Annotated in this window: 21 protein-coding genes; 7 read left to right on the plus strand and 14 right to left on the minus strand. The window is 65.2% G+C overall.

Annotated elements, in window-relative coordinates; translation table 11 throughout:
* Positions 1–438: 438 nt before the first annotated feature.
* Both K410_RS0124400 and K410_RS0124405 read left to right on the plus strand, forming a co-directional pair.
* Positions 439–963, plus strand: a complete 525-nt coding sequence (locus tag K410_RS0124400; RefSeq protein ID WP_028137293.1) for a FecR domain-containing protein — start codon at positions 439–441, stop codon at positions 961–963.
* Positions 964–1,010: 47 nt separating this feature from the next.
* On the plus strand, positions 1,011–2,900 hold the full coding sequence (locus tag K410_RS0124405; protein ID WP_028137294.1) for a CHASE2 domain-containing protein: 1,890 nt from the start codon (positions 1,011–1,013) through the stop codon (positions 2,898–2,900).
* 2 nt (positions 2,901–2,902) lie between these two features.
* On the opposite strand, the gene K410_RS0124410 is transcribed toward K410_RS0124405, so the two are convergent.
* The 4 genes from K410_RS0124410 to K410_RS0124425 all read right to left on the minus strand — a co-directional run bounded on the left by K410_RS0124410 (position 2,903) and on the right by K410_RS0124425 (position 6,438).
* Positions 2,903–4,405, minus strand: a complete 1,503-nt coding sequence (locus K410_RS0124410) for a glycosyltransferase family 39 protein (RefSeq protein ID WP_028137295.1) — start codon at positions 4,403–4,405, stop codon at positions 2,903–2,905.
* A gap of 6 nt (positions 4,406–4,411) precedes the next feature.
* Positions 4,412–5,545, minus strand: coding sequence for a glycosyltransferase family 2 protein (locus K410_RS0124415; RefSeq protein WP_028137296.1), 1,134 nt, complete (start codon positions 5,543–5,545; stop codon positions 4,412–4,414).
* A gap of 243 nt (positions 5,546–5,788) precedes the next feature.
* Positions 5,789–5,992, minus strand: coding sequence for a hypothetical protein (locus K410_RS0124420; RefSeq protein WP_028137297.1), 204 nt, complete (start codon positions 5,990–5,992; stop codon positions 5,789–5,791).
* Positions 5,993–6,063: 71 nt separating this feature from the next.
* On the minus strand, positions 6,064–6,438 hold the full coding sequence (locus K410_RS0124425; RefSeq protein ID WP_028137298.1) for a hypothetical protein: 375 nt from the start codon (positions 6,436–6,438) through the stop codon (positions 6,064–6,066).
* 117 nt (positions 6,439–6,555) lie between these two features.
* Between K410_RS0124425 and K410_RS0124430 the strand changes: the two genes are divergently transcribed.
* Positions 6,556–7,377 (plus strand): DUF72 domain-containing protein, encoded by an 822-nt coding sequence (locus tag K410_RS0124430; protein WP_028137299.1) that lies wholly within the window; start codon positions 6,556–6,558, stop codon positions 7,375–7,377.
* A 7-nt stretch (positions 7,378–7,384) separates the two neighbouring features.
* A complete protein-coding gene (locus tag K410_RS0124435) occupies positions 7,385–7,846 on the plus strand; it encodes a DUF488 domain-containing protein (RefSeq protein WP_028137300.1) in 462 nt (153 codons plus the stop codon).
* 116 nt (positions 7,847–7,962) lie between these two features.
* Here the strand turns inward: K410_RS0124435 and K410_RS0124440 are convergent, their stop codons facing one another.
* The 6 genes from K410_RS0124440 to K410_RS0124465 form a co-directional block, all read right to left on the minus strand.
* Positions 7,963–8,877 carry a PhzF family phenazine biosynthesis protein gene (locus K410_RS0124440; protein WP_028137301.1) on the minus strand — a complete coding sequence of 305 codons (915 nt, stop codon included), beginning with the start codon at positions 8,875–8,877 and terminating at the stop codon, positions 7,963–7,965.
* 143 nt (positions 8,878–9,020) lie between these two features.
* A complete protein-coding gene (locus tag K410_RS0124445; RefSeq protein WP_028137302.1) occupies positions 9,021–10,328 on the minus strand; it encodes an adenylate/guanylate cyclase domain-containing protein in 1,308 nt (435 codons plus the stop codon).
* Between the two features lie 109 nt (positions 10,329–10,437).
* Positions 10,438–11,601 carry an ABC transporter permease gene (locus tag K410_RS0124450; RefSeq protein ID WP_028137303.1) on the minus strand — a complete coding sequence of 388 codons (1,164 nt, stop codon included), beginning with the start codon at positions 11,599–11,601 and terminating at the stop codon, positions 10,438–10,440.
* A complete protein-coding gene (locus tag K410_RS0124455; RefSeq protein ID WP_028137304.1) occupies positions 11,598–12,527 on the minus strand; it encodes an ABC transporter ATP-binding protein in 930 nt (309 codons plus the stop codon). Before K410_RS0124455 ends, K410_RS0124450 begins: the two co-directional genes overlap by 4 nt.
* Positions 12,524–13,312: an HlyD family secretion protein gene (locus K410_RS0124460; protein ID WP_028137305.1), complete on the minus strand. Its 789-nt coding sequence runs from the start codon at positions 13,310–13,312 to the stop codon at positions 12,524–12,526. Before K410_RS0124460 ends, K410_RS0124455 begins: the two co-directional genes overlap by 4 nt.
* On the minus strand, positions 13,309–13,995 hold the full coding sequence (locus tag K410_RS0124465; protein ID WP_028137306.1) for a TetR/AcrR family transcriptional regulator: 687 nt from the start codon (positions 13,993–13,995) through the stop codon (positions 13,309–13,311). Before K410_RS0124465 ends, K410_RS0124460 begins: the two co-directional genes overlap by 4 nt.
* Positions 13,996–14,103: 108 nt before the next feature.
* Between K410_RS0124465 and K410_RS0124470 the strand changes: the two genes are divergently transcribed.
* From K410_RS0124470 to K410_RS0124480, 3 genes are read left to right on the plus strand one after another with little or no spacing between them, the layout of a single operon-like run.
* Positions 14,104–14,439 (plus strand): ArsR/SmtB family transcription factor, encoded by a 336-nt coding sequence (locus K410_RS0124470; RefSeq protein WP_028137307.1) that lies wholly within the window; start codon positions 14,104–14,106, stop codon positions 14,437–14,439.
* A complete protein-coding gene (locus K410_RS0124475; protein ID WP_028137308.1) occupies positions 14,436–14,900 on the plus strand; it encodes an SRPBCC family protein in 465 nt (154 codons plus the stop codon). The genes K410_RS0124470 and K410_RS0124475 overlap by 4 nt, the downstream gene beginning before the upstream one ends.
* 12 nt (positions 14,901–14,912) lie before the next feature.
* Positions 14,913–15,326 carry a GFA family protein gene (locus K410_RS0124480; protein WP_028137309.1) on the plus strand — a complete coding sequence of 138 codons (414 nt, stop codon included), beginning with the start codon at positions 14,913–14,915 and terminating at the stop codon, positions 15,324–15,326.
* 29 nt (positions 15,327–15,355) lie between these two features.
* Here K410_RS0124480 and K410_RS0124485 read toward each other — a convergent pair whose 3' ends face one another.
* The 4 genes from K410_RS0124485 to K410_RS0124500 form a co-directional block, all read right to left on the minus strand.
* A complete protein-coding gene (locus tag K410_RS0124485) occupies positions 15,356–16,636 on the minus strand; it encodes a family 4 glycosyl hydrolase (RefSeq protein ID WP_028137310.1) in 1,281 nt (426 codons plus the stop codon).
* Between the two features lie 17 nt (positions 16,637–16,653).
* Positions 16,654–17,679, minus strand: coding sequence for an alcohol dehydrogenase AdhP (adhP, locus tag K410_RS0124490; RefSeq protein ID WP_028137311.1), 1,026 nt, complete (start codon positions 17,677–17,679; stop codon positions 16,654–16,656).
* 138 nt (positions 17,680–17,817) lie between these two features.
* On the minus strand, positions 17,818–18,228 hold the full coding sequence (locus K410_RS0124495; RefSeq protein ID WP_028137312.1) for a DUF2000 family protein: 411 nt from the start codon (positions 18,226–18,228) through the stop codon (positions 17,818–17,820).
* Between the two features lie 139 nt (positions 18,229–18,367).
* A complete protein-coding gene (locus K410_RS0124500; protein ID WP_028137313.1) occupies positions 18,368–18,757 on the minus strand; it encodes a DUF4189 domain-containing protein in 390 nt (129 codons plus the stop codon).
* Positions 18,758–18,846 lie beyond the last annotated feature (89 nt).

The following is an 18,846-nucleotide window of genomic DNA, read 5'->3' on the forward strand; positions in this document are numbered from 1 at the left end:
GCTGTCTCATTCTGGGAAAAAAGCCCGCAGAATTACGGACTTAGGCGCGTCTGTTAACCATCATTCTCGGCCGGATCGGCGCATTCTGCGAACTTCTCCGGTCGCCCCTTTAAGCACATCCAACCAAGTCCTTTTCGTGGTCTTCAATGCCCGGATGATGACGGGGAAGCATTGCGCGAGGCTGCCGTGCATGCGCCCCTCCGCCTCTCTGCTTGGCTCGCTTGGCGGCCGCGTTGGGCCGCTCACGCCATCACGCGTCGTGCAGCGCAACTGACGTCGCACCGGTCTTCCCTGACCGAAATTTGATCGCGCCGGACTGGACAATGCCGCGGCAGGGAAATAGCTGGCAGAGCGGCACTTTTCAGCAGCCTCTGCGCGTGATACGGTACCGTATCAACATCGCCTTGAACTGTGCCAAGCACGCAAACGGAGGCTGGCATGAGTGGATTCGCGCGCGCGGGGTATTTCGCCGTAGCGTGGTCGTTTCTGTTGATCGGCTGTGCAATTGCGCAGCCTGCTGCCAATGCGGGCTGCACGGCAGCGCCATCCACCGCAGGCACACAAGTCTGGCGCTGCGGCAGCGGCATCACCATCGTCGCAGAAAACGGCGCCCGATTTGAACTAAAGGACGCCAACCGCGACGGACATATAGACTCCGTCGAATTGAGCAGCAAAGCGCTGCTGGTCGAGGTGCCGAGGAAGCCCCGGGGCAATGCCTTCAAGGTGCTGACGCCGCAGGCGATCGCCGCGGTGCGCGGCACCAGATGGGCCGTCGATGTCGCCGAGGCCAGGACCTCCGTCTTCGTCGCTGATGGCCGCGTCGGCGTCAGCCGCAGGTCCCGTGGGCGCGGCGTCGTTCTGGGCCCCGGCGAAGGCGTCGACGTGGAAGCGAGCGGCCCGTTGACCGTCAAGACGTGGGGCCAGCCGCGCGTCGACGCGCTGATGGCAAGGCTCGGCCAGTAGGACCTATTGGCCGATACGACTCAGAACAAAGAAGATTGCAGTTCATAGTGGCTAGACGCGTTCAGATCCTGGTGGCACTCGTCCTCACCGCGCTGTGGGGTGCGGGCATCTATGCCGCGCACGCCTACGGGCATCTGCGCTTTCTCGACCGCCTCGAAGCCACGCTGACCGATTGGCGAACCCAGGTTCGCGGCGTGCAGCGGCCGCCCGATCTCGTCACCATCGTTGCGATCGACGATACCGTGGTGAAACGCGGCGGCAGCTATCCGTTGCCGCGCGCCGACCTCGCCCGGGTCGTCGACACCATCGTGCAGTTCAAGCCGAAGGTGGTCGCGATCGATCTCCTGCTGGTCGACCGCAGCGCCGCGATCGGCGACGCCACGCTGGCCAACACGCTCGCCACCGGCCCCATGGTGCTTGCCGCCGCGGCGATCTTCCCCTCCGACAGCGAAACCGTGACATCCGTCAGCGAAGACGGTCCCCTCGCCGTGCTGCCGCAGGCCGAGCGCTTCCTGCAGCCCCTGCCCGCCTTCGCCGATCACGCCGAGGTCGGTGTGGTCAATGTCGCGACAGGACAATCCGGCTCGCCGCTCTCGGTGCCGATGCTGTTCCGGACACGCGACAAGGTCGAGTTGTCGTTCCCGTTGCGCGTTGCCGCCCGCGCGCTCGACGAGCCGCTGACGGTCGCGCCGGACCATCTAAGGCTGGGTGAGCGCGTGGTGCCGACCGACAGCGACTTCGCGCTGCCGATCACCTTCTACGGCCCACGGCGGACGATTCGCACCGTCAGCGCGCAGAGCATTTTCGACGGCACGCTCGACCGCGCCGCGATCGAGAACCGGATCGTCGTGATCGGCGCCTCGGTCGCCGGCGGCGGCGACTTCTTCCCGACGCCGTTCGACTCCCTGATGCCCGGCGTCGAGGTGATCTCGACGGCGATCACGCATCTCGTCGCCGGCGACGGCATCGTGCGCGACCGCAGGGTCCGCATCACTGAAGCGCTCACCGCGATCCTGCTGCCGATGCTGCTGGTCGGCCTGCTCGCCTGGCGCCGCAGCGCGCTCGGCATCGCGGCCGCCGCCGCTTTGATGGTCGCCTGGGCCGGCCTCAATGCGTTCGCGTTCACCCATGGCGTCTGGCTGAATGCGGCAACCACACTTGCCGCCGCAGTGCCGCCGGTTGCGATCTTTGCCGGTGTGCAGCTGTGGGCCGGAGGCCGCCGCACGCAATATCTCGCCGCCAAGAGCAGGTCGCTTGCCCGGTTGCAGTCGCCTGCAGTGCAGGAATGGCTGGCGCGCGACCCGAACTTCCTGTCGAAGCCGGTTCGGCAAAACGCAGCCGTGGTCTTCATCGATCTCTCCGGTTTCACGGGTCTGAGCGAGCGGATTGATCCGGACGAAGTCAGGAATCTTCTGAAGGCGTTTCACGCGCTGATCGACAGGATCGCGGTCGATTGCGGCGGCACGATCACGGGCTTTCTCGGCGACGGCGCCATGATCCTGTTCGGACTTCCGGGTGCGATGCCCGATGATTCGGCGCGCGCGCTGAAATGCGCGATCGACCTGCATCGCAGCGTCGACCGCTGGATCGCCTCGCTGCCATCGGCCATCGGCAATCGGCTCGGTTTCAAGATCGGCGCGCATTGCGGCGAGATCGTCGCATCGCGCCTCGGCGAAAGCCACCAGCACATCACCGCAACCGGCGACACCGTCAATGTCGCGAGCCGCCTGATGGAGGTTGCCGCCCGGAACGGTGCGCGGCTCGCGCTCAGCGATACGCTGCTGGATGCGGCCGACTTCCACGGCGCTCCCGACGGCGTTCTGTCGGGCCCCCTGCTCGCTCAGGTCCGCGGCCGTTCAGCCGTCGTGACGGTGTGGTTCTGGCGCGATCAGAGCGGCCCGGGCCAGGCTGCGGCCAGAGCCGAGATGATCGACTGAACCTATCGAGCTTCCGGCGGCGGCGAGCGGTCGAGCACGTCGCCCTTGGCGCCCTCCAGCAGGTCGACGCTGTAGGTCTCGACCACGAGCGGCCCGCGCTTGCGCTGCAATTGCGCAACCTGCGTGACCTTCGCGAAGCGATCGTTGAGGAAGGGGTGGCCGCCGGGACGCAGCTCGTCGACATAGAGCAGCTTGCCGGCGAGCAGCTTTGGATCGGGCTCGGCCATGTTGACCCAGCGGATGCGCTGGTTCTGCTGCAGCACGCAGGTGCCGCGCGGCAAATAGAAAGCGAGCCACCCCGTGGTGCCGTAGTCCTGCGCGAGCACGCAGCTCGCGCCATGGCGCGTGCGCACCTCCTCGATTCCCGCGGCGAGCTCGCGCCAGCCGACACCGACGCTGCGCACGGTGGCGTCGCGGCGATAGCCCGAGAGCCAGCCGGTGTTGGCCTGCACGATCAAGGCTGCGAACATTACGATGCCCACAGGCGCGGCCCAGCGCAGGCAGAAATCGACGAGGCGCCGTGCACGCGGCTTCCACTGCACGAGGTTGGCGGCGGCCGCGGCAGCAATGACAAAGGGCGGATAGACGGGCGCGAACCAGTTGGCCTCGACACGGGCATGCAGCGAATGCCAGACGAAATAGGCGACGATGGTCCAGAACATCGCCTCGATCAGCACGCGCGAGGCCAGCGCGCCGGCGCGCTGCCAGGTCAGCGCGTGCAGGCCCATCGCGCCGAGGATGAAGACCAGCGGGGTCGCGAACGCGATCTGGGTCGGGATCAGCTCGGCGATGAAGACCGGGCGGAAGTCCTCGATCCTGGCACGGCCGAGCTGTTTTGCGAACGAGACCCATTGATGGTCCGCATTCCAGAGGATCACCGGCGCGAACAACGCCAGCGCAACGAGGCCGCCGAGATAGGGCCAGGGCGAGAGAAACCAGCGCCGCAGCTTCGGCACGAAAGCGAGCCAGATCAGGATGCCAGCGCCAAAGAACATCGCGGTATATTTCGACAGCAGCGCCGCGCCGACGGCCGCCCCGACCGCGAGCCACCAGATGCCGCGGCCGGTCTCCAGCACCTTGGCGAGGAAGAACAGCACGAAGCTGGATGCGACCAGCAGCGGTGCATCCGGCGTCACGATCAGCGTGCCGACGGCGGCCAGCAGCGTCACGTTGAGCAGGACGGCGCTGGTCGCCGCGACGCGCACCCCGCCGAACAGGATCGCCGCGGAGCGGTAGATCGCATAGCTCATCGGCAGCGCCAGCAGGATCGAGACGAGGCGGACGCCGAGCTCGGTATCGCCGGCGATCATGGTGCCGGCCCGGATCACGTAGGCGACCATCGGCGGGTGGTCGTAATAGCCCCCGGCCAGGTTCTTCGACCACATCCAGTAATAGGCTTCGTCGAAGGTGATCGGCGTCAACGCGGCCGCGACGAGCCGTAAGCCGACCAGCGCGAGGATCAGCAGCGCGCCGTTGCGGACGATCCGCGCGTCAGCCCCGCCCATATCGCGCTATTTCTTGCGCCAGACGAACAGTCCGGACATCGCGTAATTCCACACCACACCCATCAGCGCTCCGGCCATGCCGGCCAGCCACCAGATCGGCTCCTGGTCATACACCGAGAAGGCAACGCCGACATTGGCGAGCAGGCCGACGCTGCAGACGATGTAGAAGGCGATCAGGCCGCGCAGCAGCGCAAATCCCTTCAGCCGCTGATCGCGATAGGTGAGGAAATTGTTGAGAATGAAATTGCTGGTCATGGCGACGACGGCGCCGGCGGCCTGCGCCTCCGCGAACGGCGCGTTGAACAGGCGAAGCGCGATGAACAGCGTGGTCAGATGCACCACGAGGCCGATGCCGCCGACCATCGCGAACAGGATGAAACGCAGCGATACGACGTCGTTGGTCAGCTTGGCGAAGACGAGACCGAGGAAGTCGAGCGCGACCATGGAATCGAGCTTGCTCTCCCCGTGTTGGCGCGCACCGAAAGTGTAGGGAATCTCGATTGCCCGCAAGCTGCCGTGCGCGGTTGCCACGATGTCGAGCAGGATCTTGAAGCCGTGCACGGACAGTTTTGGCGCGAGCTGCTCGAAGCGGTCGCGGCGGATCATGAAGAAGCCGCTCATGGGATCGGCGATCTCGACCCGGAGCATCTTCCTTGCGACCTCGGTCGCCAGCGCGCTGGCGCCGGCGCGCTGCTTGTTGAAGCCTTCGCTCTTGTAGCCCTCGATGTAGCGGCTGCCGACCACGAGGTCGGCTTGGTCGCTCGCGAGCAAGAGCAGCATCTTCGGCAGCTGCGTCTCGTCGTGCTGGAGGTCGGCATCGATCACGGCGACGTAGGGCGCGCTGGATGCCAGGATGCCCTCGATGCAGGCGCCTGACAGACCGCGGCGGCCGATGCGGCGGACACAGCGGACGCGGCTGTCCTGCTGCGCCAGCGCGCGCACAACGTCCCAGGTGCCGTCGGGTGAATTGTCGTCGACGAACACGACCTCCCAGGCGACGTTGACGAGCGTCGCCTCCAGGCGCCGGTACAGCACCGTGACGTTGTCACGCTCGTTGAAGGTCGGGACAATGACCGACAGTTCCGGGCCCTCGTGAGCCTGCTGCGGAATGTCGGAGCCCGGTCTGATCGCTTCGTTCATGACGGCAGCGTATATCTGCCGCATCCTGCGCTGCCAAGCCGGGAGGTCTGTGGGAAAGGCCTCACAAAAGGGGCCCAAAAATGCCAACGACCCCGGAACGGCGGGCCGCGCGTACATCCGGCGCAAGCCCAAGCTATTCCAAGGTCGTTCCAGCGCCGGAGTTTTCGCTCAACGGCACCGTTACAAGCAAGATAGGAAGGACAGGACTGCTCCGCAAGGGGCCGGAAACCGGAATTATGAGCCTTACTGGTTCGGCACTTCCCGGATGATCGGGCCGCGCGGGGCGGGCGCGGCGGGGGCTGCGGGTGCCGCAGTCGGGGCCGGCTCGGCTTTCGCCGGTTTGGGCGGCTTACCGTACTGGCCGATCGGCCCGAACACGACGGCAACCGCAAGCACGATAGCGGCAACGATCGCGCCCAAAATGCCCCCCACCGATTCAGACGCCATGGACACCCATCCCTGTTCCAGATGCGGCCAGTGATATCACGGATGCGCGCGGAGCCGGAAGGGCCACGGCCCTACTTCGCCGGTGGCCTGTGCTTGACGAAGGCCGTCACGATGTCCTTCTGCGCGGATTCGACCGCCCTGTTCGCGGTCGCGAGATGGGCGCCGGCATCGATGTCAGGATATTGCGTGGTGAGATAGTCGAGCAGCGCCACCCGGTAATATTGCCGCTCCGACCGACAGGCGCCCGCGACCGAGCGGCCAAAATCCTGCTCCGTCATTCCCTGATTGCTGTCGCGCGAATATTCCCGCGCCAGGCAATGCCAGTAATCGTCGCGGCCCTGCTGGGCGAGCTTCTGCGCGCCCTTGGCATCGTCGTCATCCGCCATGACCGGGGACATCATGGCGGCAGATGTCATCATGATGAGCGCCGCTCCCAGCATCCGCATCTTGTTCTCCTTGTTCGCAGATCGCACTGCCGAGCTTAGACCGGCGGCGAGAACTGGCCAATCACATCTCGTTTGACTAGGATGACGTCTTCCCTCCCCGTCGATGCGAGATCCTCCGTGGCCAAAGCAAAAACCGCGTCCAAAAAATCCGGCGACATCTTCATCGGCGTCGGCGGCTGGACCTTCGAGCCCTGGCGCGGCGTGTTCTATCCGGAGAAGCTGGCGCAGGCGAAGGAGCTGTCTTATGCCGCCTCGAAGCTGACCTCGATCGAGATCAACGGCACCTATTACGGCTCGCAGAAGCCGGAGAGCTTTCGCAAATGGGCGAGCGAGGTGCCCGAAGGCTTCGTGTTCTCGGTGAAGGGTCCGCGCTTTGCCACCAATCGCCGCGTGCTGGCGGAAGCGGGCGATTCCATCAAGCGGTTCTATGATTCCGGCGTGCTGGAACTCGGCGACCATCTCGGGCCGGTGCTGTGGCAGTTCGCGCCGACCAAGAAATTCGACGGCGCCGATTTCGGCAAGTTCCTGGAGCTGCTGCCGCGCAAGCTCGAGGGGCGCGCACTGCGCCACGTCGTCGAGGTCCGCCACGACAGTTTCTGCACGCCGGATTTCGTGGCGCTGATCCGCGAGTTCGAGACGCCCGTCGTGTTCGCCGAGCACGGCAAATATCCCGCCATCGCCGATGTTGCCGGCGATTTCGTCTATGCCCGGCTTCAGAAAGGCAATGACGAGATCAAGACCTGCTACCCGCCGAAGCAGCTCGATGCCTGGGCCGAACGCTTGCAGGCCTGGGCGTCGGGCGGTGAACCGGACGACCTGCCGAAAGTCGACAAAGCCAGGCCGAAGAAGGAGCCGCGCGACGTGTTCGCTTACGTCATTCACGAGGGCAAGGTGCGCGCACCGGCCGGTGCCATGGAATTGATCGCGCGGGTGAGTTGAGGGACCCATGGCAAAGGCGAAAAAGCTGTTCACCATCGGCTATGAGCAGACGCCGCCCAAGGCGGTGCTGGACGAGCTGGAAGAGGCCGGCGTCAAGCTCGTGGTCGACGTGCGCGCGGTGACGTCATCGCGCCGGCCCGGCTTTTCCAAGAAGCAGCTTGCGGCAGGGCTGGACGAACGCGGCATCGCCTATGTCCACCTCGCCGCGCTCGGCACGCCGAAGGAAGGTCGCCTCGCCGCCCGCAGCGGACAGTACGACGCGCTCGAGAAGATCTTCTCAAAGCACCTGAAGGCGCCCGAAGCCAGGGAAGCGATGGACGAGCTCTCGGCGCTGGTGAAGAAGGCGGGTCCGGTGTGCCTGCTCTGCTACGAACGCGACCATACCCATTGCCACCGCCAGATGATCGCGGAGATCATCGAGGAACGCGATGGGGTGACGGTGAAGAATCTGGCGGGACGGCAGGTGTAGTTGCCGCCGTCATTCCGGGGCGCGACGACGTCGCGAGCCCGGAATCCATTCATCCACCAACTCTGCGACCCGATGGATTCCGGGTTCGCGACGTCGTCGCGCCCCGGAATGACAAATTACCCTTCACCCGCGAGCCTGAACGTTCCTTCCATCATCTGCACGGATTGTCCGCCGACATGGGCGGAGACGATCTTGCCGCCCTGCTTGCGCACGCGCGTCAGCAGCAGGCTCGGCCGGCCCATGTCGAAACCCTGGCCGACGGTGAGCTTGAGCTCGCCGTCGCGCACGGGATCGAGATCGGCGAACAGCGCGGCGGCGGCGACGGTCGCGCTGCCGGTGGCGGGGTCCTCGACGAGGCCGCTGGCGCCGCGCATGAACATCCGCGCCTGGCGATCGCAGGGCGCCTCCGCCGCGGGCACGTCGCGCGTATAGAACCAGACCGAGCGGGCGCCATCACGCGGCAACAGCTTGCCGTAGGCTGCCGCATCGGGCCGCGCGCGCTTCAGCGCCTCGCGCGAATGCAGCTCCATCACCAGAAACGCGTTACCGACGGTGACGATCTGAGCCTCGTGATGGTCCGTCTTGATGTCGTCCGCGCCGAGCGAGATGCAGCTCGCGGCTTCGGCAGCCGACAGCCGTGAAAGCCGCTCCAGCGGCTGCGGCGCGGTCAGCTCGGTTCTGGTCACCCGGCCCTGCTCTCTCACGACGTCGACGGGCACGAGCCCGGCCTTCTCCTCGAACAGCAGGCGCGGCTTCGGCTCCTTCGCCATCGCGGCGAGCACGAAGGCGGTGCCGACATTGGGATGGCCCGCAAAGGCAATCTCCTGCACCGGCGTGAAGATGCGCACCTGCGCATCATTGGCCTTGTCGCGCGGCGGCAGCACGAAGGTGGTCTCGGAATAGTTGAATTCGGTTGCGATCGCCTGCATCTGAGCCGTCGTCAGCCCGCCGGCGTCGAGCACCACGGCGAGCTGGTTGCCGCCGAAGGCGCGGTCGGTGAACACGTCGACGGTGATGTAGCGGCGCTGCATCGTCACTTCCCCATGCAAGTCGCGGCCAATAGCCGGCCGCATCGCCGGCAGTCTACAAGCCCGCGATATCGCTCGTCATGCCCCAAAATTCGGTGCAATCGGAGCAATCGCAATGATGTGTCGGACGTCAGTCAGAAGCAGCGCTAGCCCAGCTGAAACACCGGCACCTTCTGCGCATAGCCGCGCACCTCGACCTCGCCGAGCGCGACGGCATCGCTGCCGGCCTCGCCCACCGCCTCGCGCACGGTCGCGGAGATCAACAGCTGCGAGCCGAACTCCTTGTTCAGCGCCTCCAGCCGCGAGGCGAAGTTCACGGTGTCGCCGATGACTGTATACTCCTTGCGCCGGGGCGAGCCGATATTGCCGGCGACGACCTCGCCGAAATGAATGCCGATGCCGATGCGCAGCGGCCAGCTGGTCTGCGCGTTGATGATATCCATCGCTTGCAGCATCTCGCGGCCGGCAGCAACCGCCCGCTGCGCGGCGTCAGAGGCCTCCAGCGGCGCACCGAACAAGGCGAGGAAGCCGTCGCCGAGGAACTTGTTCACGATGCCGCCGTGACGGTCGAGGATGTCGACCAGCACCGCAAAGGCGCCGTCGAGCCGGTCGACCACCTCCTGCGGGCTGCGCGATTGCGCGCCGGCGGTGAAGCCGCGGAAATCGACGAACATCACGGCGACGCGGCGGACGTCGCCGCCCCCGCCGGTGCCCGCCGCCATCAGCCTTTCCACCACCTGCGGAGAGACGTGCTGGCCGAACAGGTTCGTCACCCGGTCGCGCGCGGTCGCCGCCGCAATGCTGGCGGCGAACTGGCGGCGCAGCTGGGCGCCGACGGCGCCCGCCAGCACGCCGCAGATCAGGATGACGATGCTGCGCACGGCGTGGAAATAGATCAGCGGTTCGCCGGTCTCGTCGGCCGCGTTGTAGAGTAGCGCGACGGAGAAAAGTCCGGCCGCGGCGACGAAACCCGTGAACGCCGAGAGCCAGAAGTCGAGCCGCAGGGTCGATAGGATGACGAAGATGAAGTACATCAGCGGCACGGCGAAGCCGATCGCCTGGCTTGCGCCCATGGTCCTGGTCTGCAGGACCAGGATCACCGTGGGCAGCGAGGTCTCGATCAGCGTGCCGATATAGCGCCTGACCACCGGCAGGTCGCGATCGAGCCGGAGGTTCTTCCTGATCTGGGTATGAACCCAGACCTCGAACAGGATGAAGCCGGCCAGGAGACCGTAGACCTCGAAGATGCCTTTCGTTCCACGCCAGACCCGGTTCACCACGCCGGGGTCGATCAGATAGATCGCGGTGAGCAGCAGCAACATGACGCAGCCCGTCGCGATCAGCGCCCGCACCCGCAGCAGCTCGGTGCGCAGCACCTCCCGCGTCAGCTCGCGCTCGAAATCCTCCGATAGCACGGCGTGCTGCCGTGTCCTCCTGCTCGCAAAACGAACCATCATCCCCCCTTGTCATTCCGGGGCGATGCGACAGCATCGAACCCGGAATCTCGAGATTCCGGGTTCACGCTTCGCGTGCCCCGGAATGACTTTCAAGAGCCATTGTGCCTCAATCCAGCGTACGGCGGAAGCGCGTCACGGCGATGGTCATGGCGAGCAGCATCAAAGCCGCCAGCGCCAGCGTGTCGAAGTGCAGATTCTGCATGGTCGCGCCCTTCAGCATGATGGCGCGGACGATGCGCAGATAATGGGTGAGCGGCAGGCATTCGCCGACATATTGCGCCCAGGCCGGCATGCCCGCGAACGGGAACATGAAGCCGGACAGCAATATGCTCGGTAGAAAGAACATGAACGACATCTGTATCGCCTGCAGCTGATTCTGCGCGATGGTGGAGAACGTGTAGCCAATCGCGAGATTTGCGGCGATGAAGAGGGTCGAGAGTGCCGCCAGCAGGAGCAGATTGCCGAGCACCGGCACACCGAACAGGAACACTCCGATATTGACGATCAGGAAGGCTTGAATGAAGCCGACCAGGATGTAGGGAATGATCTTGCCGAGCATGACCTCGACCGGCTTGATCGGCATCGACAGCAGGCTTTCCATGGTGCCGCGTTCAATCTCGCGCGTCACCGACAGCGCCGTGAAGATCAGCATGGTCATGGTAAGGATGGTGCCGACCAGTCCCGGCACGATGTTGAGCCGTGATTCCGCAGCCGGATTGTAGCGTGCATGCGCCCGGATCTCGAACGGCAGCGCCGGCGCATCGCCGATATGCAGATCGTGCCGCAGAGCGGTCTGCACGAGCATCCCGAGCGAGCCGAGTGCGGAGCTTGCAGCGACCGGATCGGTGGCGTCGGCGGCGACCAGCAGCGCCGGCTTGTCGCCACGCCGCACCGCCCGTTCGAAGCCGCGCGGGATTTCGACGCCGAACAGCACCTTGCCGGACTTCAACAGGTTGTCGAAATCGTCCACGTCGTGCACTTCGTAGACGAAGCGGAAGTAGGCGGTATTCTCCAGCGCTTTCAGGACCGAGCGGGCAAGATCGGATTCCTCCTGAATGAGCACCGCGCTCGGCAGATGGTGCGGCGTGGTGTTGATGGCATAGCCGAACAACAGAAGCTGCATCACCGGGATCGCCACGATCATCGCGAACGAGACGCGATCCCGCCGAAGCTGAATGAACTCCTTCGCCATCATGGCATAGGTGCGGCGCCAGAAGCCGAAGCGGTCGCGGATGTCCGGTTCGGGCCCGGTTGCCTGGACGGTGCTCATTGGAAATTGTCCCTTGAGCGGTTCATCAGTTCGATGAAGACATCTTCCAGCGATGGATGCGATTTCTGCCAGTGCAGGCCACTCTTCTCGCGCCAAGGCGCGACGCTGGCCTCGAGCGCGGCAACGTCGCGGCCGGACACGTGCAGCGAGGTGCCGAACGGCGCCACCATGTCCACCCCGGGCTTGCCCTCGAGCTCGGCCGTGAGGCCGCCCAGCTCGCCGGTGACGGTGTAGGTCGTCAGCGCGGACTTCGCGATCACCTCGTCCACGGTCCCGCGCGCCAGCAAGTGGCCGTAGGCGATGTAGGCGATCTCGTGGCAGCGCTCGGCCTCGTCCATGTAATGGGTCGAAACCAGCACGGTGAGGCCCTCGGCGGCGAGTGCATGGATCTCGTTCCAGAAATCGCGCCGCGCCTTGGGGTCGACGCCGGCGGTGGGCTCGTCGAGCAGCAATAATTGTGGATTGGGCAGCGTGCAGGCTCCGAGCGCCAAGCGCTGTTTCCAGCCGCCGGAGAGCTCGCCCGCAAGCTGCCCCTCGCGCCCTGAGAGCCCGAGCCGCTTGACCATGTCGCGGGCGGCGCCGCGCGCGTCGGCCAGACCATAGAGCCGCGCCACGAATTCCAGATTCTCGCGCACCGACAGATCCTGGTACAGGCTGAAGCGCTGGGTCATGTAGCCGACCTGGCGCTTGATCTTCTCGGAATCGCGGCGGATATCGTAGCCGAGGCAGGTGCCCTCGCCGCTGTCAGGCGTGAGCAGCCCGCAGAGGATGCGGATGGTCGTGGTCTTGCCCGAGCCGTTCGGCCCGAGGAATCCGTAGATCGAGCCGCGCCTCACCTGCATCGACAGATCGTGCACGACCTCGCGGCCGCCGAACGATTTGCTCAGGCCCTTGACGTCGATGGCGATGCCGTTGCCGCCCTTCATCGCTTGTCCGCCACCGGAGTCTTGGGGTTGAGATAGACGTCGATCGGCTGGCCGACCCGCAGCGCGTCGGGGCGCGAGGGCCGCGCCTGGATCAGATAGACCAGCTTGCTGCGCTCATCGAGGCTGTAGATGACAGGCGGGGTGTATTCGGCCGAGGTCGCGATGAAATAGATCTTTGCGGTGAGATCGGCCGCGCAATTGTCGCAGGAGACGCGCACCGTATCGCCGATCGCAAGCTTCGGCAGCGCCGTCTCCGGCACGAAGAAGCGCAGCTTCATGTTGCCGGGCGGCATGATCGACAGCACCGGCCGCTGCGCCGCCACCATCTCCCCCTCGCGGAAATAGATCTGCTGGATGGTACCGGCAACGGGCGCAAAGCCCTTACGTCGCGCCATCCGCGTCTCCGACGTCGCCACCCGCGCTTCTGCTACACGCAATGCGGACACGGCGGAGTCGAGATTGGCCTGCGTGCCCGACCCGGTCTTGCTCAGCGAGGCCGCGCGATCATAGGTCTGCTGCGCGTTCGCCAGCGTCGCCTTTTGCTGGTTGAGATCGGCGCGCTGGAGATCGTCGTCGACGGAATAGAGGGCGTCGCCGACCTTGACCTCGTCGCCCTCGCGGACATTGAGCTTCGTGACCCGCCCCGCTTCGTCCGGACTGACGAAGATCATGTCGGCCTCGACCCAGCCCTGGAAGCCGGGCTCGCGCTTCTCCTTGCACCCGGCAAGCGAGGTCGCGAACACGACAGCCAATGCAATACTGAAAAATGCGCGCGACGACCTCATGTCGTCCTCCGTTCGCCAAAGATCAAATCGAGATGGACGCGCAGCATGTCCTGTGCGTCGAGCGGCGCATGCCGCGCAAACAGGCTCTGCCAGATCACCGCGATCATCGCCGGTGCGACCAGGATCTGCGGATAGCGCGCGAGATCGTGCTGGCGGATCTCGCCGCGGGCAATGCCGAGCTCGATCAGCCCGCGCATGGCGGCGATGCCGCGCGAGACGACCTCGCGGTAGTAGAAGTCGGCGACGGCCGGAAAGCGCGGCCCCTCCGCCACGATCAGCCGCACCAGATCGCCGCGCCTGGTGCCGATGACCTCTTTCAGGAAGTTGCCGGCAAAGGCCTCGATGAGGTCGCGCACCGAGCCGGTCGGCGGCGGCAGCGCAGTCAGCCGCGCCACGACCGGCACGATCACGACGCGCACCAGCTCCTCGAACATCGATTCCTTGTCCTTGAAGTGCAGATAGATCGTGCCCTTGGCGACACCGGCACGCTTGGCGATGTCGTCGAGCCGCGTTGCGGCAAAGCCGCGGGCGATGAACTCCTCCATCGCCGCCTCGACGATCGCCGCGCGCCGCTCGGCCGCGCGCGTAGCGCGGTTCGAGGCGGGCAGCTCTCCGCGGATCGTGGACGGACGGTCTCCACGCGGAGGAGACGGTTTGGCGGGCTTGGTCAACTTGGTCATCATTGGTAATTTCTGACTGACTAGTCAGTCATTGTCAAGTCCAGAGCTGGATGAGGCCAGGCCCAATGGATTAGTGTTGACTAATGTATTAGCATACACTAATTGAATTTCATGACCGAAGCCGCTCCCAACCCCGTCACCACCGTGATGCGTGCCCTCGCCGATCCGACGCGGCGGGCCGTATTCGAGCGCTTGTTCGAGAGCAAGGAGATCAGCGTCGCGGAGCTGACGCGGGGCAGCGGCGTGACCCAGGGCGCGGTCTCGCAGCACCTGAAGTCGCTGAAGCAGGCGGGTCTCGTCGCCGAGCGCGCCGAGGGCCGCAACGTCTATTACCGTGCCGCGCCGCAGGGGCTCGAGCCGCTGGTCACCTGGATGGACCATTACGGCGTGTTCTGGCGCGAGCGTTTCCAGAACCTGCGTGACCTGTTGAAGGAGATCGATCCGTGAGTGCAGTTGTTTCCAAGGTCCAAACTCAAGACATCGTCATCGACGAGGTCTTCCCGCACGCCGTCGCGACGATCTGGAAGGCGCTGACCAGCGCCCAATTGGTCGCGCGCTGGCTGATGCCGCCGACAGGCTTCGAGGCGGTCGTGGGCAACGCCTTCACCTTCAAGACCAATCCGGCCGGCGCGTGGGACGGCACGATCCATTGCCGGGTCCTGGAGGTCGTGCCGAACCAGCGTCTTGCCTACGCCTGGAAGGGCGGCGACGAGAGCAATACCGGTTACGGCTCGGCGCTCGACACCGTCGTCACCTGGTCGCTCACACCGGTTGAAGCAGGCACGCGCGTGCGCGTGGTGCATTCGGGCTTCGTGACACCGAAGAACGATACCGCTTATCGCAACATGAGCGACGGCTGGGTCAAGGTGCTGCAGCGACTCGACGCCATCTCCGGCGAAGACGAGTAAGGACGCATCATCATGGACAAGCCCTATACCGGCGGCTGCGCCTGCGGCGCGATCCGCTATTCGATTCTGGGTGAGCCCCTGTTCAGCAATCATTGTCAGTGCCGGGACTGTCAGCGGGAAAGTGGCAGCGGCCATGGCTCCTACGCGACGTTCGCGCGGACAGGCGTCACGCTCACCGGCGAAGCCAGGCATTGGGACATGGTCGCCGACAGCGGCAACGTGAAGAGGCGCAGCTTCTGCCCACAATGCGGCGTGGCCGTCTATATGACCTTCGCGGCACAGCCCGATGTCTTCACGATCCGCGCCGGAAGCCTCGACGAGCCCGCCCGCTACAAGCCGCAGGTGGTCACTTTCGCCGCGCGCGGCCACGACTGGGATTGTCTTGACTCCGACCTGACGAAATTTGCCGGCATGCCGCCGGCGTGAGATTGGGCGCGCCGAGACTGGTCGGCGGCTCAAATGCACGCCCGGATATAAGGCCGGTTGATCTCCCACAGCTCATCAAGCAGGCCCCGCGCCGCCTCCTCGGATTGGATGACGGGGTCGAGCAGCAACGCTTGCAGCGCCATTTCCTTCGAGGCATGCATCGCCGCTTCCACAGCCATCTGCTGAACCTGAACCTGGACCGTCATCAGCTTGGCCACGGCGTCGGGCAACGGCCCGAGCGAGACCGGGTGGATGCCTGCGATATCGGCCACCACCGGCACCTCGACCGCGGCATCGGCCGGCAGGTTCGGGATCACCTGTTGATTGTAGATGACGGCGGACTCGATGAGTTGCCTCCGGTTGTGAACGATGGCGGCGATGATGCTGGTCGCACGCTCCCCTGAGGGCGCCGACCACCAATCCGGGACCTCGGCCTGGCCTGCGAGCACGTCATCGATCAGCCTCGTCAGTTTCGCCCGTTCGCTCTCGTCCCAGTCGTAATTGTAGCCAGCCTCGCCGGCCTCCCAGCCGAACGAGAGATACTCGCCAACGTGACCATCCCCGCATCCGAGCCAGTAGCCGAAGGCATGCAACAACTTCCGCGTCAGGGGTGAGAAGGTGGGATCGAAATCCCGCTCCTTCTCACGCAACAGCGGATAGAGGTCCTCGCCCGTCTCGCGATCCCGAATTTCGGTCAGGCACTGGAAATGATTGAGGCCTGCACCCCACACATCCACCTGGTCTTTTCGCATCCCCAAAATTCGGGCGACATTCTCGCGGGCAAGGAATATTCCGTGGCAGAGGCCGACGCTGCGAATCCTGCTGTACCGCCCGAGCGCCAGGATGATGCGGCTTTCCGGATTGGAGAAGTTGATGAAGGTCGCGCGCGGGCAGCGGCGCTCCATCTCGCGCACGAAGTCGAACACCACCGGCAAGGTCCGCAACGTGAAGAACAGACCGCCGGGCCCACCGTTCTCGCCCAGCGTATGGCGGATGCCGAACTTGCGCGGAATCTCGAAATCGAGCCGCCACAGTCGGTTACGATCGATCGCGGTGGAATGCACGACGAACTCGGCGCCGTCGAGCGCCGCGTGCCAATCCGTCGTGGCCTCGATGGCATAGCCGGCGCCGGATTTCTCGTTGAGCAGCTTCGCGAGCTGCGTCGACCGGCTGAGCCGGTCGACGTTACGTCCGACCAGAGTCAGTGTTGAACCTGAGAGATCGCGGCTCGAGAACAGGTCCCGGAACATGCTCATCCCGAAGGATGCGCTGCTGGCGCCGAGAAAGACGATCTTCGTTGGCCGGGTCACGCTCTGCTCGCCGCGCGTTAGCCGAAATCGAGCACCATGCGGCCGTCGATCTTGCCGGCCTTCATCCGCTCGAAGACGTCGTTGATCTGCGCCAGCGGCACCTTGGTCACCTCGGCCTTGACCTTGCCGTCCGCTGCGAAGGCGACGGCCTCATCCAGGTCGCGCCGCGTGCCGACGATGGAGCCGCGCACCGTGATGCGCTTGAGCACGACGTCGAAGATCGGCGTCGGGAATTCGCCCGGCGGCAGGCCGACGAGACTGACGGTGCCCTTCCTCCGCACCATCTTCAGCGCCTGGCCGAACGCGGCGGTCGAGACCGCCGTCACCAGCACGCCGTGCGCCCCGCCGCCGGTCGCCGTCAGCACCTTGTCCACCGCGCCGTCCGCGAGCGCATTGACCGCGAGATCGGCGCCGGTCTCGCGCGCCAGCGCGAGCTTGTCTTCGGCGATGTCGACGGCGGCGACCTTCAGCCCCATTGCCTTGGCGTACTGGATCGCGACATGACCGAGCCCGCCGACGCCTGAGATCACCACCCACTCGCCAGGCTTGGCCTCGGTCTCCTTCAAGCCCTTGTAGGTGGTGACGCCGGCGCACAGGATCGGCGCGATGGCGGCGAAATCGACGTTTGCCGGCAGCTTTGCCGCAAAGGCAGCCGAGGCGATGACATATTCGGCGAAGCCGCCGTTGACGCTGTAGCCGGTGTTGTGCTGGTGCTCGCACAGGGTCTCCCAGCCGGTCTCGCAATATTCGCAAGCCATGCAGGCATCGTGCAGCCAGGCGACGCCGACGGCGTCCCCCACCTTCAGATTCTTCACGCCGGCCCCGAGCGCGGCGACGATGCCGGCAGCCTCGTGGCCGGGAATGAAGGGCGGAACCGGCTTCACGGGCCAGTCACCCGAGGCCGCATGCAGATCAGTGTGACAGACGCCGCAGGCCTTGACCTTGACCAGAACCTCGCCGGGACCGGGCTGCGGCATCGGCACGTCCTCGATCACCAATGGCTTGCCGAATTGCTTGACGATTGCGGCTTTCATGGTCGGCATCTGCGGCTCCTCTGCGGGTTGCGATGCAGACTAGCAATGCCGCTCCGCGCCCCTTTGACGGGGGTCAAACAGCGCAAAATTTGCGCAAGGCAGCCCCGATCATGACACCACGATGACGCTGCGCGGAATCTCGACCTGTCAGCTATGGAACTTGAGGCCGTCGAGGATCTTGTCGACCACCTTGCGATCGGCCCGCATGGCGATGCCGACGAGATTGAGATCGTTGCGCGCCACCGCCCTTACCGCCTCGCGATTGGCGGCGTCGTGCGTGGTGCTGAACATGTCCTCGGTATAGACCGCCGGCTTGACGTTGCGCGCGAGCGCACGCTCCAGCGCGCGCGACAATGCGGGCCCGTCGGCGCCGTAGATCAGGATCGGCTGGCCGATCAACGCATGATATTTCGTGCCTGAGGCGTCTTCGTAGGCTTCGCCGATGCATTCGGGAAAGGCCGCGGCGATGCCGCTGGTGAGGAAGGAGGCGACGTTGAGCTTCTGCCAGACCTGAAGATCGGTGCGGATCACGACGGCGATCTTGGTATCGAACTGCATGCAATTCCTCGATTGTCATTCCAGACGCGCCACCTGGCGCGAGCGGAATCCATTCGTCCACCTACTCCGTAGCACGATGGATTCCGGCCTTCGATGCTATGCATCGCCCCGGAATGACGGCAAGATAAATCAACCCTCATCACCCCTTGGCGTCGCAGGCCCAGGCGCGGATCACACATTCCTTGCCGCCGTATTTGTAGCATTCGCGCGTGGCGGCGTTGAGCGAGGCGGAAATCTTCGGCTTGACGGCGTAGCCGTAGGCGCCGCAGGGGTTGGCGAGGTCGATCGACATGGCCGCGCAGGCGTGCTTCATCGTCACGGTGGTGCAATCGCCCTTGCACTGCTTCTGCGCCGCGGCGCGCGCCTCGTGCTCGGCGCCATAATCATACGCTTGGCCATAGGCGCCGCACTTGCCGACCGCAAAGGCGCCGGCGGCATGGGCTTCGGTGATGTAACGGGCACCGGCGACACAGACGGACAGCGCAAAGAAAAACATCGCGCAACGGCGCGCGACGACGTTCGAAACCATGGAAAATCCCCTCCCCCCAAGGCAGGTGCGGCTGACTCTAAGCCGCGGTCGTTTCCAGATGGTGAACGGGTGGTTGAATTCGGCAGGCT

Origin of the sequence: Bradyrhizobium sp. 22 (genome assembly GCF_000482425.1) — a bacterium.
Taxonomy (GTDB): Bacteria; Pseudomonadota; Alphaproteobacteria; order Rhizobiales; family Xanthobacteraceae; genus Bradyrhizobium; species Bradyrhizobium japonicum_B.